Source organism: Pseudomonas sp. EL_65y_Pfl2_R96 (assembly GCF_963970905.1).
GTDB lineage: Bacteria > Pseudomonadota > Gammaproteobacteria > Pseudomonadales > Pseudomonadaceae > Aquipseudomonas.
In genome coordinates this window covers 1-15726 of record NZ_CAXAQH010000052.1, presented here as the reverse complement: position 1 = coordinate 15726, position 15726 = coordinate 1, and the positions used below count along the sequence as shown (strand labels likewise).

12 protein-coding genes, 1 tRNA gene and 1 pseudogene are annotated in these 15726 nt (G+C 55.4%); all 14 read left to right on the top strand.

All coding sequences use genetic code 11. The annotated features are described in order from the left end of the window. Window positions 1-127, top strand: a pseudogene (locus AACY49_RS28640) (hypothetical protein); the annotation flags it as partial. Between the two features lie 53 nt (window positions 128-180). Further along, window positions 181-256: transfer RNA gene (locus AACY49_RS28635), tRNA-Trp, on the top strand. A gap of 45 nt (window positions 257-301) precedes the next feature. Then, complete coding sequence (gene secE / locus AACY49_RS28630; RefSeq protein WP_007896620.1) at window positions 302-670, top strand: preprotein translocase subunit SecE; 369 nt, start codon at window positions 302-304, stop codon at window positions 668-670. Window positions 671-679: 9 nt separating this feature from the next. Beyond that, window positions 680-1213, top strand: coding sequence for a transcription termination/antitermination protein NusG (gene nusG / locus AACY49_RS28625; protein WP_007933727.1), 534 nt, complete (start codon window positions 680-682; stop codon window positions 1211-1213). 117 nt (window positions 1214-1330) lie between these two features. Further along, a complete protein-coding gene (rplK, locus tag AACY49_RS28620) occupies window positions 1331-1762 on the top strand; it encodes a 50S ribosomal protein L11 (RefSeq protein ID WP_007933726.1) in 432 nt (143 codons plus the stop codon). Continuing rightward, complete coding sequence (gene rplA, locus AACY49_RS28615; RefSeq protein ID WP_007933725.1) at window positions 1762-2457, top strand: 50S ribosomal protein L1; 696 nt, start codon at window positions 1762-1764, stop codon at window positions 2455-2457. The genes rplK and rplA overlap by 1 nt, the downstream gene beginning before the upstream one ends. A gap of 198 nt (window positions 2458-2655) precedes the next feature. Then, window positions 2656-3156, top strand: a complete 501-nt coding sequence (gene rplJ, locus AACY49_RS28610) for a 50S ribosomal protein L10 (RefSeq protein ID WP_095147408.1) — start codon at window positions 2656-2658, stop codon at window positions 3154-3156. A gap of 77 nt (window positions 3157-3233) precedes the next feature. Beyond that, entirely contained in the window at window positions 3234-3599 is a 366-nt protein-coding gene (gene rplL, locus AACY49_RS28605; RefSeq protein WP_258698829.1) for a 50S ribosomal protein L7/L12, read from the top strand. A 220-nt stretch (window positions 3600-3819) separates the two neighbouring features. Further along, window positions 3820-7893, top strand: a complete 4074-nt coding sequence (gene rpoB, locus AACY49_RS28600; RefSeq protein ID WP_018925655.1) for a DNA-directed RNA polymerase subunit beta — start codon at window positions 3820-3822, stop codon at window positions 7891-7893. Between the two features lie 64 nt (window positions 7894-7957). Then, window positions 7958-12157 carry a DNA-directed RNA polymerase subunit beta' gene (gene rpoC, locus AACY49_RS28595; protein ID WP_105349125.1) on the top strand — a complete coding sequence of 1400 codons (4200 nt, stop codon included), beginning with the start codon at window positions 7958-7960 and terminating at the stop codon, window positions 12155-12157. A gap of 215 nt (window positions 12158-12372) precedes the next feature. Then, a complete protein-coding gene (rpsL, locus tag AACY49_RS28590) occupies window positions 12373-12744 on the top strand; it encodes a 30S ribosomal protein S12 (protein ID WP_003186084.1) in 372 nt (123 codons plus the stop codon). A 119-nt stretch (window positions 12745-12863) separates the two neighbouring features. Beyond that, a complete protein-coding gene (gene rpsG / locus AACY49_RS28585; protein ID WP_002555493.1) occupies window positions 12864-13334 on the top strand; it encodes a 30S ribosomal protein S7 in 471 nt (156 codons plus the stop codon). 30 nt (window positions 13335-13364) lie between these two features. Further along, window positions 13365-15467: an elongation factor G gene (fusA, locus tag AACY49_RS28580; protein WP_258698830.1), complete on the top strand. Its 2103-nt coding sequence runs from the start codon at window positions 13365-13367 to the stop codon at window positions 15465-15467. Window positions 15468-15497: 30 nt separating this feature from the next. Further along, window positions 15498-15726 (top strand): GTP-binding protein (locus tag AACY49_RS28575; protein ID WP_339527552.1); only part of this gene is annotated, 229 nt, incomplete at its 3' end.

Genomic DNA, 15726 nt, shown 5'->3' with positions numbered 1-15726 from the left:
AGGTGACAACATCCAGATGACTGTCACTCTGATCAAAACCATCGCGATGGAAGATGGTCTGCGTTTCGCTATCCGTGAAGGCGGTCGTACCGTCGGCGCTGGCGTCGTAGCCAAAGTCATCGAGTAAATAGTTGTAATGTCTTTTTCGGGCCGGCATAATGGTCGGCCTGATTTTGTTTTAGGTCAGTAGCTCAATTGGCAGAGCGACGGTCTCCAAAACCGTAGGTTGGGGGTTCGATTCCCTCCTGACCTGCCAGATTCACTTGGTGTGTCTGGCTTTCTTTTCACAGGATCTTCATAGATGACTCCTAAAGCTGAAGCTCAAGGCTCTCGCTTCGATCTGCTCAAGTGGCTTGTAGTAGTCGCTTTGGTGGTTGTTGGCGTTGTTGGCAATCAGTATTACTCTGCTTCGCCGATCCTGTACCGTGTACTCGCTTTGCTTGTCATTGCTGCTGTAGCTGCCTTTGTAGGCCTGCAAACAGTCAAGGGCAAGTCTTTCTTTGTACTGGTTAAGGAAGCTCGCACCGAGATTCGTAAAGTCGTATGGCCAACTCGCCAAGAAACCACGCAGACCACGTTGATTGTTGTGGCTGTTGTTCTGGTTATGGCGTTGCTGTTGTGGGGACTTGATTCCCTGCTCGGCTGGCTTGTTTCCTTGATTGTCGGCTAAGGGTGTCCCGTGGCTAAGCGTTGGTACGTTGTGCATGCTTACTCGGGTTACGAGAAGCATGTCATGCGTTCGTTGATCGAGCGCGTAAAGCTGGCTGGCATGGAAGATGGCTTCGGCGAAATTCTGGTTCCCACTGAAGAAGTGGTTGAAATGCGTAATGGCCAGAAACGCAAAAGCGAGCGTAAATTCTTCCCTGGTTATGTGCTGGTTCAGATGGACATGAATGAGGGTACTTGGCACTTGGTCAAGGATACTCCTCGGGTGATGGGTTTCATCGGTGGTACTGCCGACAAGCCTGCGCCAATCACAGATAAAGAAGCAGAAGCGATTCTGCGTCGCGTTGCTGATGGTAGCGACAAGCCGAAGCCGAAGACATTGTTCGAGCCGGGCGAGTCGGTGCGTGTCAACGATGGGCCGTTTGCTGATTTTACCGGCACGGTTGAAGAAGTTAACTACGAAAAGAGCCGGATCCAAGTGGCGGTGCTCATTTTCGGTCGCTCTACTCCGGTAGAGTTAGAGTTCAGTCAGGTCGAAAAGGTCTAGCTGAGCAAGCATCCCAACCCCGCAGCCCTAGGCTGTGGGGTTTTGTCGTCACTGGGATAAACGCGCAAGTAACCGGGGAGCCTTTCGAGGCGTTTGAACCCGTAATTGGAGTGCCTCATGGCCAAGAAGATTACCGCTTACATCAAGCTGCAAGTGAAAGCCGCTCAGGCTAACCCAAGCCCACCTGTTGGTCCTGCTCTGGGTCAGCACGGCGTGAACATCATGGAGTTCTGCAAGGCTTTCAACGCCCGTACTCAGGGTCTTGAGCCAGGTCTGCCGACTCCAGTGATCATCACTGTCTACAGCGACCGTAGCTTCACTTTCGAAACCAAATCCACCCCTGCTTCGGTTCTGCTGAAGAAGGCTGCTGGTCTGACTAGCGGTTCCGCTCGTCCGAACACCGTTAAGGTTGGCACCGTAACTCGTGCTCAGCTGGAAGAAATCGCGAAAACCAAAAACGCGGATCTGACTGCAGCTGATATGGAAGCAGCCGTGCGTACTATCGCCGGTTCTGCTCGTAGCATGGGCCTTAACGTGGAGGGTGTGTAATGGCTAAGCTGACCAAGCGTCAAAAGGCTATCGCCGGCAAAATCGAAGCAGGCAAGGCCTACAATTTTGTAGACGCTGCTGCTCTGCTGTCCGAGCTGTCGACTGTCAAGTTCAGCGAGTCGTTCGACGTTGCTGTGAATCTGGGTGTTGACCCGCGTAAATCCGACCAGGTCGTTCGTAGTGCTACCGTGCTGCCGCACGGCACTGGCAAGACCGTTCGCGTTGCCGTGTTCACCCAAGGTCCTGCTGCTGAGGCCGCTCTGGCTGCCGGCGCTGACCGTGTAGGCATGGACGACCTGGCTGCCGAAATGAAAGGCGGCGACCTGAACTATGACGTAGTGATCGCATCCCCGGATGCAATGCGCGTTGTAGGTCAGTTGGGTCAGATCCTCGGTCCACGTGGTCTGATGCCTAACCCTAAAGTCGGCACTGTGACTCCAGACGTAGCTACCGCGGTTAAAAACGCCAAGGCTGGTCAGGTTCGTTATCGCACCGACAAAAACGGCATCATCCACACTTCCGTTGGCAAAGTCGGCTTTGATGCCGTCAAGCTGAAGGAAAACGTTGAAGCCCTGATCGCTGATCTGAAGCGTATCAAGCCAGCTTCCTCGAAAGGTATTTACGTCAAGCGCGTTACCCTGAGCACCACCATGGGTCCAGGTCTGGTCATCGACCAAGGCTCGCTCGACGCGTAAGACACCGGTTGGCGCAAGTGATTGCGCCAATTGAAAGATTGGGGTCCCTGCCTGGCGGGGGCTATCCAAGACCGTAGGCGACGCAAGTCTTAAACCTCAAGCCTACGCAGATGGTGCTCCCGGTTCCTTACCGAATCAGACACCAAAACGACATCCGGCCTCGGTTGGATGAAACGGTAACAAGCAGGAGTTAAACCCGTGGCAATTAAACTCGAAGACAAGAAGGCCATCGTCGCTGAAGTCAACGAGGCTGCCAAAGTCGCTCTGTCTGCTGTTGTGGCTGATGCCCGCGGTGTGACAGTAGGCGCAATGACCGGACTCCGTAAAGAGGCTCGTGAAGCTGGCGTTTACGTACGTGTCGTACGTAACACCCTGCTCAAGCGCGCAGTTGCTGACACTGAATACAGTGTCCTCAACGACGTGTTCACCGGCCCGACCTTGATCGCGTTCTCTAACCAACATCCAGGCGCTGCTGCCCGTTTGTTCAAAGAATTCGCCAAAGGTCAGGATAAGTTCGAGATCAAGGCAGCTGCGTTCGAGGGCAAGTTCCTCGCAGCTAATCAGATCGACGTACTGGCAACTCTGCCGACCCGTGACGAAGCAATTTCTCAGCTGATGAGCGTGATTCAAGGCGCTACCAGCAAATTGGCTCGTACTCTGGCGGCTATTCGCGACCAAAAAGAAGCTGTTGCAGCCTGAGGCTGAGCACTTCCTTTCGCGCTTTTTTGTTTATTTCGATGGTCGCGTAGGCCGTCCCCAAATCAGGAATTAGAGTCATGTCTATCTCTCAAGACGATATCCTCAACGCCGTAGCTGAAATGTCGGTTATCCAGGTTGTTGAGCTGATCAAAGCTTTCGAAGAAAAATTCGGCGTTACCGCTGCTGCTGCTTCCGCTGGCCCAGCTGTTGCTGCTGCCGTTGCTGAAGAGCAAACCGAATTCAACGTCATGCTGACCGAAGCTGGCGAGAAGAAAGTTAACGTGATCAAGGCTGTACGTGAACTGACCGGTCTGGGCCTGAAAGAAGCCAAGGCTGTAGTTGACGGCGCTCCTGCCATGGTTCTGGAAGCTGTTGCCAAAGACGCAGCTGACAAAGCCAAAGCAGCTCTGGAAGAAGCAGGCGCTAAAGTCGAGCTGAAGTAAGCATCGACTTTGCGTTTCCAGCCCGAGCGTTAAGCAAAAGGCTGATGGCTGGTGGCTCTTGCCACCGGCCTTTTTCCGTTATTGGCAGCCGACTGGGTCGGTGCTGGTAACGAGCTGTAACCACCCGATGCGGTGGCGCAAACCATGGGGTTTGCACGATTTTCTGGCTGCTCCCGTCGGGAGGGGCCAAACAAGCAGGTGACCAAGCTGGGGAACGCTGATGGCTTACTCATATACTGAGAAAAAACGTATCCGCAAGGACTTTAGCAAGTTGCCGGACGTCATGGATGTGCCGTACCTCCTGGCCATCCAGCTGGATTCGTATCGTGAATTCTTGCAAGCGGGAGCGACTAAAGATCAGTTCCGCGACGTGGGCCTGCATGCGGCCTTCAAATCCGTTTTCCCGATCATCAGCTACTCCGGCAATGCTGCGCTGGAGTACGTCGGTTATCGCCTGGGCGAACCGGCATTTGATGTCAAAGAATGCGTATTGCGCGGTGTAACTTACGCCGTACCTTTGCGGGTAAAAGTGCGCCTGATCATTTTCGACAAAGAATCGTCGAACAAAGCGATCAAGGATATCAAAGAGCAAGAAGTCTACATGGGTGAAATCCCCCTGATGACTGAGAACGGTACCTTCGTAATCAACGGTACCGAGCGTGTAATCGTTTCCCAGCTGCACCGTTCCCCGGGCGTGTTCTTCGACCACGACCGTGGCAAGACGCACAGCTCCGGCAAACTGCTGTACTCCGCGCGCATCATTCCTTACCGCGGTTCGTGGCTGGACTTCGAGTTCGACCCGAAAGACTGCGTATTCGTGCGTATCGACCGTCGTCGCAAGCTGCCTGCATCGGTATTGCTGCGCGCGCTGGGCTATACCACCGAAGAAGTGCTGGATGCGTTCTACACCACCAACGTCTTCCACGTGCAAGGTGAAAACCTCAGCCTGGAACTGGTGCCTCAGCGCCTGCGTGGTGAAATTGCTGTCCTCGATATTCAGGATGACAAAGGCAAGGTTATTGTCGAGCAGGGTCGTCGTATTACCGCTCGCCACATCAACCAGCTGGAAAAAGCCGGGATCAAAGAGCTGCAAGTGCCTCTGGACTACGTCCTGGGCCGCACTACCGCCAAGGTCATCGTGCATCCGGCTACCGGCGAAATCCTGGCAGAGTGCAACACCGAGCTGAACACCGAAATCCTGGCAAAAATTGCCAAGGCCGGCGTTGTTCGCATCGAAACTCTGTACACCAACGATATCGACTGCGGTCCGTTCGTCTCCGACACCCTGAAGATCGACTCCACCAGCAACCAATTGGAAGCACTGGTCGAGATCTATCGCATGATGCGTCCAGGCGAGCCGCCAACCAAAGACGCGGCCGAGACGTTGTTCAACAACCTGTTCTTCAGCCCTGAGCGCTATGACCTGTCTGCGGTCGGCCGGATGAAGTTCAACCGTCGTATCGGTCGTACCGAGATCGAAGGTTCGGGCGTGTTGTGCAAAGAAGACATCGTCGCGGTTCTGAAGACTCTGGTCGACATCCGTAACGGCAAAGGCATCGTCGATGACATCGACCACCTGGGTAACCGTCGTGTTCGCTGCGTAGGCGAAATGGCCGAGAACCAGTTCCGCGTTGGCCTGGTACGTGTTGAGCGTGCGGTCAAAGAGCGTCTGTCGATGGCTGAAAGCGAAGGCCTGATGCCGCAAGACCTGATCAACGCCAAGCCAGTGGCTGCGGCGGTGAAAGAGTTCTTCGGTTCCAGCCAGCTGTCGCAGTTCATGGACCAGAACAACCCGCTGTCCGAGATCACCCACAAGCGTCGTGTTTCCGCACTCGGCCCTGGTGGTTTGACTCGCGAACGTGCAGGCTTCGAAGTCCGTGACGTACACCCGACTCACTATGGTCGTGTATGCCCGATTGAAACGCCGGAAGGTCCGAACATCGGTCTGATCAACTCCCTGGCGGCCTATGCGCGCACCAACCAGTACGGCTTCCTCGAGAGCCCGTACCGCGTGGTGAAAGATGCTCTGGTCACCGACGAGATCGTGTTCCTGTCCGCCATCGAAGAAGCCGATCACGTGATCGCTCAGGCTTCGGCCACGATGAACGACAAGAAAGTCCTGATCGACGAGCTGGTAGCTGTTCGTCACTTGAACGAATTCACCGTCAAGGCGCCGGAAGACGTCACCTTGATGGACGTATCGCCGAAGCAGGTAGTTTCGGTTGCTGCGTCGCTGATCCCGTTCCTCGAGCACGACGACGCCAACCGTGCGTTGATGGGTTCGAACATGCAGCGTCAAGCTGTACCAACCCTGCGCGCTGACAAGCCGCTGGTAGGTACCGGCATGGAGCGTAACGTGGCTCGCGACTCCGGCGTTTGCGTCGTGGCTCGTCGTGGTGGCGTCATCGATTCCGTCGACGCCAGCCGTATCGTGGTTCGTGTTGCTGATGACGAAGTTGAAACCGGCGAAGCTGGTGTCGACATCTACAACCTGACCAAGTACACCCGCTCCAACCAGAACACCTGCATCAACCAGCGTCCGCTGGTGAGCAAGGGTGATCGGGTTCAGCGCAGCGACATCATGGCTGACGGTCCGTCCACCGATATGGGTGAGCTGGCTCTGGGTCAGAACATGCGCATCGCGTTCATGGCATGGAACGGCTTCAACTTCGAAGACTCCATCTGCCTGTCCGAGCGTGTGGTTCAGGAAGACCGTTTCACCACGATCCACATTCAGGAACTGACCTGTGTGGCGCGTGACACCAAGCTTGGGCCAGAGGAAATCACTGCAGACATCCCGAACGTGGGTGAAGCTGCACTGAACAAGCTGGACGAAGCCGGTATCGTTTACGTAGGTGCTGAAGTTGGCGCAGGCGACATTCTGGTAGGTAAGGTCACTCCGAAAGGCGAGACCCAGCTGACTCCGGAAGAAAAGCTGCTGCGTGCGATTTTCGGTGAAAAAGCCAGCGACGTTAAAGACACTTCCCTGCGTGTGCCTACCGGCACCAAGGGTACTGTCATCGACGTACAGGTCTTCACTCGTGATGGCGTTGAGCGTGATGCTCGTGCTCTGTCGATCGAGAAGACTCAACTCGACGAGATCCGCAAGGACCTGAACGAAGAGTTCCGTATCGTTGAAGGCGCAACTTTCGAACGTCTGCGTTCCGCTCTGGTCGGCCACAAAGCCGAAGGCGGCGCCGGTCTGAAGAAAGGTCAGGAAATCACCGACGAAGTTCTCGACGGTCTTGAGCACGGCCAGTGGTTCAAACTGCGCATGGCTGAAGATGCTCTTAACGAGCAGCTCGAGAAGGCTCAGGCCTACATCGTTGATCGCCGCCGTCTGCTGGACGACAAGTTCGAAGACAAGAAGCGCAAACTGCAGCAGGGCGATGACCTGGCTCCAGGCGTGCTGAAAATCGTCAAGGTTTACCTGGCAATCCGTCGCCGCATCCAGCCGGGCGACAAGATGGCCGGTCGTCACGGTAACAAAGGTGTGGTCTCCGTGATCATGCCGGTTGAAGACATGCCGCACGATGCCAATGGCACCCCGGTCGACGTCGTCCTCAACCCGTTGGGCGTACCTTCGCGTATGAACGTTGGTCAGATCCTTGAAACCCACCTGGGCCTCGCGGCCAAAGGTCTGGGCGAGAAGATCAACCGGATGGTCGAAGAGCAACGTAAAGTCGCTGAACTTCGCACCTTCCTGGACGAGATCTACAACCAGATCGGCGGTCGTAACGAAGATCTGGACAGCTTCTCCGACCAGGAAATTCTGGATCTGGCGAAGAACCTGCGTGGCGGCGTTCCTATGGCCACTCCAGTGTTCGACGGCGCCAAGGAAAGCGAAATCAAGGCCATGCTGAAACTGGCAGACCTGCCAGAAAGCGGCCAGATGCAGCTGACCGACGGCCGTACCGGCAACAAGTTCGAGCGCCCGGTTACTGTTGGCTACATGTACATGCTGAAGCTGAACCACTTGGTAGACGACAAGATGCACGCTCGTTCTACCGGTTCGTACAGCCTGGTTACCCAGCAGCCGCTGGGTGGTAAGGCGCAGTTCGGTGGTCAGCGTTTCGGGGAGATGGAGGTCTGGGCACTGGAAGCATACGGTGCTGCTTACACTCTGCAAGAAATGCTCACAGTGAAGTCGGACGATGTGAACGGCCGGACCAAGATGTACAAAAACATCGTGGACGGCGATCACCGTATGGAGCCGGGCATGCCCGAGTCCTTCAACGTGTTGATCAAGGAAATTCGTTCCCTCGGCATCGATATCGATCTGGAAACCGAATAACACGTGACGCGAATCGAGAGCGGGGCAGGATTGCCCGCTCTCTGCTCCGCCAGGAGGAAAGGCCTTGAAAGACCTACTGAATTTGCTGAAAAACCAGGGTCAAGTCGAAGAGTTCGACGCCATCCGTATTGGATTGGCATCGCCTGAGATGATCCGTTCGTGGTCGTTCGGTGAAGTTAAAAAGCCGGAAACCATCAACTACCGTACGTTCAAACCTGAGCGTGACGGCCTGTTCTGCGCCAAGATCTTTGGCCCGGTAAAGGATTACGAGTGCCTGTGCGGTAAGTACAAGCGCTTGAAGCACCGTGGTGTTATCTGCGAGAAGTGCGGCGTTGAAGTTGCACTGGCAAAAGTTCGCCGTGAGCGCATGGCGCACATCGAGCTGGCCTCGCCGGTTGCCCACATCTGGTTCCTGAAATCGCTGCCGTCGCGTATCGGCTTGCTGATGGACATGACCCTGCGTGATATCGAACGCGTTCTCTACTTCGAGAGCTACGTCGTTATCGACCCAGGCATGACCACCCTTGAAAAAGGTCAGCTGCTGAACGATGAGCAGTACTTCGAAGCGCTGGAAGAGTTCGGCGACGATTTCGATGCCCGCATGGGTGCCGAAGCTGTCCGCGAACTGCTGCACGCTATCGACCTGGAGCACGAGATTGGCCGTCTGCGTGAAGAAATTCCGCAAACCAATTCCGAAACCAAAATCAAGAAGCTGTCCAAGCGTCTGAAGTTGATGGAAGCCTTCCAGGGTTCCGGCAACCTTCCAGAATGGATGGTGCTGACTGTTCTGCCGGTTCTGCCGCCAGATCTGCGTCCACTGGTCCCGCTGGATGGTGGTCGCTTCGCGACTTCCGACCTCAACGATCTGTATCGTCGAGTGATCAACCGTAACAACCGCTTGAAGCGTTTGCTCGATCTGTCCGCTCCGGACATCATCGTGCGCAACGAAAAGCGTATGTTGCAGGAAGCCGTCGATGCACTGCTCGACAACGGTCGTCGTGGCCGCGCTATCACCGGTTCCAACAAGCGTCCTCTGAAATCCCTGGCTGACATGATCAAGGGTAAGCAAGGTCGTTTCCGTCAGAACTTGCTCGGTAAGCGTGTTGACTACTCCGGTCGTTCGGTAATTACCGTAGGTCCGACCCTGCGTCTGCACCAGTGCGGTCTGCCGAAGAAAATGGCTCTCGAGCTGTTCAAGCCGTTCATTTTCGGCAAGCTGGAAATGCGTGGTCTTGCTACCACCATCAAAGCCGCCAAGAAAATGGTCGAGCGCGAGCTGCCAGAGGTTTGGGACGTTCTCGCTGAAGTGATTCGCGAACACCCGGTTCTCCTCAACCGTGCACCGACCCTTCACCGTCTGGGTATCCAGGCGTTTGAACCGGTACTGATCGAAGGTAAGGCTATCCAGCTGCACCCTCTGGTCTGTGCTGCGTACAACGCCGACTTCGACGGCGACCAAATGGCCGTGCACGTACCGCTGACTCTGGAAGCCCAGTTGGAAGCGCGTGCGTTGATGATGTCGACCAACAACATTCTGTCGCCAGCCAACGGTGAGCCAATCATCGTTCCGTCGCAGGACGTTGTATTGGGTCTGTACTACATGACTCGTGAAGCGATCAACGCCAAGGGCGAAGGTCGTGTGTTCGCGGATCTGCAGGAAGTTGACCGTGTGTTCCGTGCCGGCGAAGCCGCACTGCACGCCAAAGTCAAAGTGCGGATCAACGAAACCGTAAACGATCGTGACGGTGGCAGCGTCAAGAACACCCGTATCGTCGACACTACTGTTGGCCGTGCGCTGTTGTTCCAGGTTGTTCCACCTGGCCTGTCGTACGACGTCGTCAACCAGCCGATGAAGAAGAAGGCGATCTCCAAGCTGATCAACCAGTGCTACCGCGTGGTTGGTTTGAAAGAGACCGTGATCTTCGCTGACCAGTTGATGTACACCGGTTTTGCCTACTCGACCATCTCCGGCGTTTCCATCGGTGTTAACGACTTCGTTATCCCGGATGAAAAAGCCCGCATCATCGGTGCAGCCACCGACGAAGTGAAAGAGATCGAAAGTCAGTACGCCTCCGGCCTGGTAACCCAGGGCGAGAAGTACAACAAAGTGATCGACCTTTGGTCCAAGGCGAACGACGAAGTTTCCAAGGCGATGATGGCCAACCTCTCGAAAGAGAAGGTCATCGACCGTCATGGCGTCGAAGTCGACCAGGAATCCTTCAACTCGATGTACATGATGGCCGACTCGGGCGCACGGGGTTCTGCTGCGCAGATCCGTCAGCTCGCCGGTATGCGTGGCCTGATGGCCAAGCCGGACGGCTCCATCATTGAAACGCCGATTACAGCGAACTTCCGTGAAGGTTTGAGCGTACTTCAGTACTTCATCTCCACTCACGGTGCTCGTAAAGGTTTGGCGGATACCGCGTTGAAAACTGCGAACTCCGGTTACCTGACTCGTCGTCTGGTAGACGTGGCGCAGGATCTGGTTGTGACCGAGATCGATTGCGGCACCGAACATGGCCTGGTAATGACTCCGCACATTGAAGGCGGTGACGTTGTTGAGCCGTTGGGTGAGCGCGTATTGGGTCGTGTCATTGCCCGTGACGTATTCAAGCCAGGTACCGAGGAAGTTATCGTTCCTGCCGGCACGCTGGTAGACGAGAAGTGGGTCGAGTTCATCGAGCTGAACAGCATCGATGAAGTGATCGTGCGTTCGCCGATCAGCTGCGAAACCCGCTACGGCATTTGTGCCAAGTGCTACGGCCGTGACTTGGCTCGTGGTCACCAGGTGAACATCGGTGAAGCGGTCGGCGTTATCGCTGCCCAGTCCATCGGTGAGCCGGGTACCCAGCTGACCATGCGTACGTTCCACATCGGTGGTGCGGCAAGCCGGACCTCCGCAGCCGACAGCGTTCAGGTGAAGAATGGCGGTACCGTCCGTCTGCATAACCTGAAGCACGTTGAGCGGGTGGATGGTTGCCTGGTTGCTGTGTCCCGTTCCGGTGAGCTGGCGATCGCTGATGACTTCGGTCGTGAGCGCGAGCGCTACAAGCTGCCGTACGGTGCTGTGATTTCGGTTAAAGAAGGTGACAAGGTCGACGCTGGCGCAATCGTGGCCAAGTGGGATCCGCACACTCACCCAATCGTTACCGAAATGAAAGGTACCGTGACCTACGTGGGCATGGAAGAAGGCATCACGATCAAGCGTCAGACTGACGAATTGACCGGTATGACCAACATTGAAGTACTTGACGCCAAAGACCGTCCAGCTGCCGGTAAAGATATCCGTCCTGCTGTGAAGATGGTTGATGACAACGGCAAGGATCTCTTGCTGCCGGGTACCGACGTAATTGCTCAGTACTTCCTGCCTGCGAACGCCCTGGTCGGTGTAGCGGACGGTGCGAAAATCGCGATCGGTGATGTTATCGCTCGTATTCCGCAAGAGACTTCGAAGACCCGCGACATCACCGGTGGTCTGCCGCGTGTTGCCGACTTGTTCGAAGCCCGTCGTCCGAAAGAAGCCTCGATTCTGGCTGAAGTCAGCGGCACCATCGCGTTCGGTAAAGAGACCAAGGGCAAGCGCCGTCTGGTTATCACCCCGAACGACGGTAGCGATCCGTATGAAGAGCTGATTCCGAAGTGGCGCCACCTGAACGTCTTCGAAGGCGAACAGGTAAACCGCGGCGAAGTTATCTCCGACGGTCCGAGCGATCCACACGACATCCTGCGTCTGTTGGGTGTGAGTGCGCTGGCCAAGTACATCGTGAACGAGATCCAGGACGTTTACCGTCTGCAAGGCGTGAAGATCAACGACAAGCACATCGAGACCATCCTGCGTCAGATGCTGCGTAAAGTTGAAATCGCTGAATCCGGCGATTCCAGTTTCATCAAGGGCGACCAGATGGAGCTGACTCACGTGCTGGTCGAGAACGAGCGTCTGAGCACTGAAGATAAATTTGTCTCCAAGTTCACTCGCGTTCTGCTGGGTATCACCAAGGCGTCGTTGTCCACCGAATCGTTCATCTCGGCGGCTTCCTTCCAGGAAACCACTCGCGTACTGACCGAAGCGGCGGTAACCGGCAAGCGCGATTACCTGCGCGGCCTGAAAGAAAACGTAGTCGTGGGTCGTCTGATCCCGGCCGGTACCGGTCTGGCTTATCACAGCGAGCGCAAGCGCCGCCGTGATGCTGACAAGCCGTTGCGTGTAAGCGCCAGTGAAGTGGAAGCTGCACTGACCGAAGCGCTGAACTCGAGCGGTAACTGAGTTCTGCGGTAAATGAGTGCGGGCCCTGGTCGCTCCGTTCATCGAATCGAGGCATTTTGTCGAGGTTGGATGAGTGGGGAGGTCGGGGCCTTGCCTTGACTGGGGACAAGATCCTCTTTAGACTCTTGTACCCCTAAATTTGGCGGGAATTCGTTCCTGCCATTTTGCTTTTCTTGCAAGACAATAGCGTCGCAAGACAACAGTGGAGCTAGTAGATGGCAACTATCAACCAGCTGGTACGTCAGCCGCGTAAGCGTATCGTCGAGAAATCCGACGTGCCTGCGCTGCAGAACTGCCCGCAACGTCGTGGCGTATGCACCCGTGTGTATACCACTACGCCGAAAAAACCTAACTCGGCACTGCGTAAAGTATGCCGTGTGCGTCTGACCAACGGTTTCGAGGTTTCCTCGTACATCGGTGGTGAAGGCCACAACCTGCAAGAGCACAGCGTGGTACTGATCCGCGGCGGTCGTGTAAAAGACTTGCCAGGTGTTCGTTACCACACCGTTCGCGGCTCTTTGGATACTTCCGGCGTTAAAGGTCGTAACCAAGGTCGTTCGAAGTACGGTACCAAGCGTCCGAAGTAATAGCCGCTTGCAGCAAAAAAACCGATTTCTATTTTTCTGAGTCGATAAGAGTAAGGTCGGAGGCGTCCCGAAAGGGCACCGATTCCGAGCGAACCTGAAGACCGTTTGAGGGCTTATCCATGCCAAGAAGACGCGTAGCAGCCAAGCGCGAAGTGCTTGACGATCCAAAATACGGAAGCCAAATCCTGGCCAAGTTCATGAACCACGTAATGGAAAGCGGTAAAAAAGCCGTTGCCGAGCGTATCGTTTATGGCGCGCTGGAAAAGGTTAAAGAACGCAAGAACAGCGACCCCCTGGAAATCTTCGAGAAAGCTCTCGACGCCATCGCTCCGCTGGTCGAAGTAAAGTCGCGCCGTGTAGGCGGTGCTACTTACCAGGTTCCGGTCGAAGTTCGTCCGTCCCGTCGTAACGCGCTGGCAATGCGCTGGTTGGTAGACTTCGCCCGTAAGCGCGGCGAGAAGTCTATGGCTCTGCGTTTGGCTGGCGAACTGTTGGACGCTGCTGAAGGTAAAGGTGCTGCAGTTAAGAAGCGTGAAGACGTGCACCGTATGGCTGAAGCCAACAAGGCTTTCTCGCACTACCGCTTCTAATTTTAGCGTCACTAATTTTGCGAGGGCTTTATGGCTCGTACTACTCCGATTAACCGCTACCGTAACATCGGTATCGTTGCTCACGTGGATGCTGGTAAAACCACCACCACCGAGCGCGTCCTTTTTTACACTGGCGTAAACCACAAAATGGGCGAGGTGCATGATGGCGCCGCGACCATGGACTGGATGGTGCAAGAGCAGGAGCGGGGTATTACCATTACCTCTGCTGCTACTACTGCGTTCTGGGCTGGCTCCAACAAGCAGTTCGAGAAGCATCGCTTCAACATCATCGATACCCCGGGTCACGTTGACTTCACCATCGAAGTAGAGCGCTCCCTGCGCGTACTCGACGGCGCGGTCGTTGTGTTCTGCGGTACTTCGGGCGTTGAGCCTCAGTCGGAAACCGTATGGCGTCAAGCCAACAAGTACGGTGTTCCGCGTCTTGTTTACGTAAACAAGATGGACCGTGCTGGTGCGAACTTCCTGCGCGTGATCGGTCAGATCAAGCAGCGTCTGGGTCACACCCCAGTGCCAATCCAGTTGGCTATCGGTTCCGAAGACAACTTCCAGGGTCAGATCGATCTGATCTCCATGGAAGCGGTTTACTGGGATGATGCTGACAAAGGTATGGCTGCTCGCCGTGAAGCAATTCCTGCTGAGTTGCAGGAGCTGGCTGAAGAGTGGCGCAGCAACATGGTTGAAGCTGCGGCTGAAGCCAGTGAAGAGCTGATGAACAAGTACCTCGAAGGTGAAGAGCTCACCATCGCGGAAATCAAGGGCGCTCTGCGTCAGCGTACTATCGCTGGCGAAATCGTTCTGGCTGTTTGCGGTTCTTCTTTCAAGAACAAGGGCGTTCCCCTGGTTCTCGACGCTGTTATCGACTACCTGCCGGCACCAGTCGACATTCCTGCCATCAAGGGTACTGACCCGGATGACGAGACTGTTGAAATGGAGCGTCATGCAGACGACAACGAGCCGTTCTCGGCTCTGGCGTTCAAGATCGCTACCGACCCATTCGTGGGTACTTTGACCTTTGCTCGCGTTTACTCGGGCGTGTTGAGCTCCGGCGACGGCGTGATCAACTCGGTTAAAGGCAAGAAAGAGCGTGTGGGTCGTATGGTGCAAATGCACGCAAACACCCGTGAAGAGATCAAGGAAGTACGCGCTGGCGACATCGCGGCCCTGATCGGCATGAAGGACGTTACCACTGGTGACACCCTCTGCTCCGCTGACAAGCCAATCATCCTGGTTCGCATGGACTTCCCGGAGCCGGTTATTTCGGTTGCCGTAGAGCCTAAGACCAAGGACGACCAGGAAAAAATGGGTATCGCTCTGGGCAAGCTCGCTCAGGAAGATCCATCTTTCCGCGTCAAGACTGATGAAGAGACTGGTCAAACGATCATCTCCGGCATGGGCGAGTTGCACCTGGACATCCTGGTTGACCGGATGCGCCGTGAGTTCAACGTCGAAGCCAACATCGGTAAACCACAGGTTTCCTATCGTGAGAAGATCACGAAGGCCTGTGAGATCGAAGGCAAGTTCGTTCGCCAGTCCGGCGGTCGTGGTCAGTTCGGCCACTGCTGGATCCGTTTTGCTCCTGCTGACGAAGGTCAGGAAGGTCTGCAATTCCTGAACGAAGTTGTTGGTGGTGTGGTTCCTAAGGAATACATCCCGGCGATCCAGAAGGGTATCGAAGAGCAGATGAAGAACGGCGTTGTCGCCGGCTATCCGCTGATCGGCCTGAAGGCTACCGTTTTCGATGGTTCTTACCACGACGTCGACTCCAACGAGATGGCGTTCAAGGTGGCGGCCTCCATGGCGACCAAGCAACTGGCTACCAAAGGTGGCGGTGTTGTTCTTGAGCCGATCATGAAGGTTGAAGTTGTAACACCTGAGGACTACATGGGTGACGTGATGGGTGACCTGAACCGTCGTCGTGGTCTGATCCAGGGTATGGAAGACACAGTGTCCGGCAAGGTTATCCGTGCCGAAGTTCCGCTGGGTGAGATGTTCGGTTATGCGACCGACGTTCGTTCCATGTCTCAGGGTCGCGCGAGCTACTCTATGGAATTCTCCAAATACTCCGAAGCTCCGTCGAACATCGTCGAAGCTATCGTTAAAAAACAAGGCTGATCCAGCCCTTTAGGCAAGGAGTTAATTGTCGTGGCTAAAGAAAAATTTGAACGTAACAAACCGCACGTCAACGTTGGCACTATCGGTCACGTTGACCACGGTAAAACCACTCTGACCGCTGCTCTGACCCGCGTCTGCTCCGAAGTTTTCGGTTCGGCCAAGGTTGACTTCGACAAGATCGACAGCGCCCCAGAAGAAAAAGCTCGTGGTATCACCATCAACACCGCTCACGTTGAATACGATTCGGCCGTGCGTCACT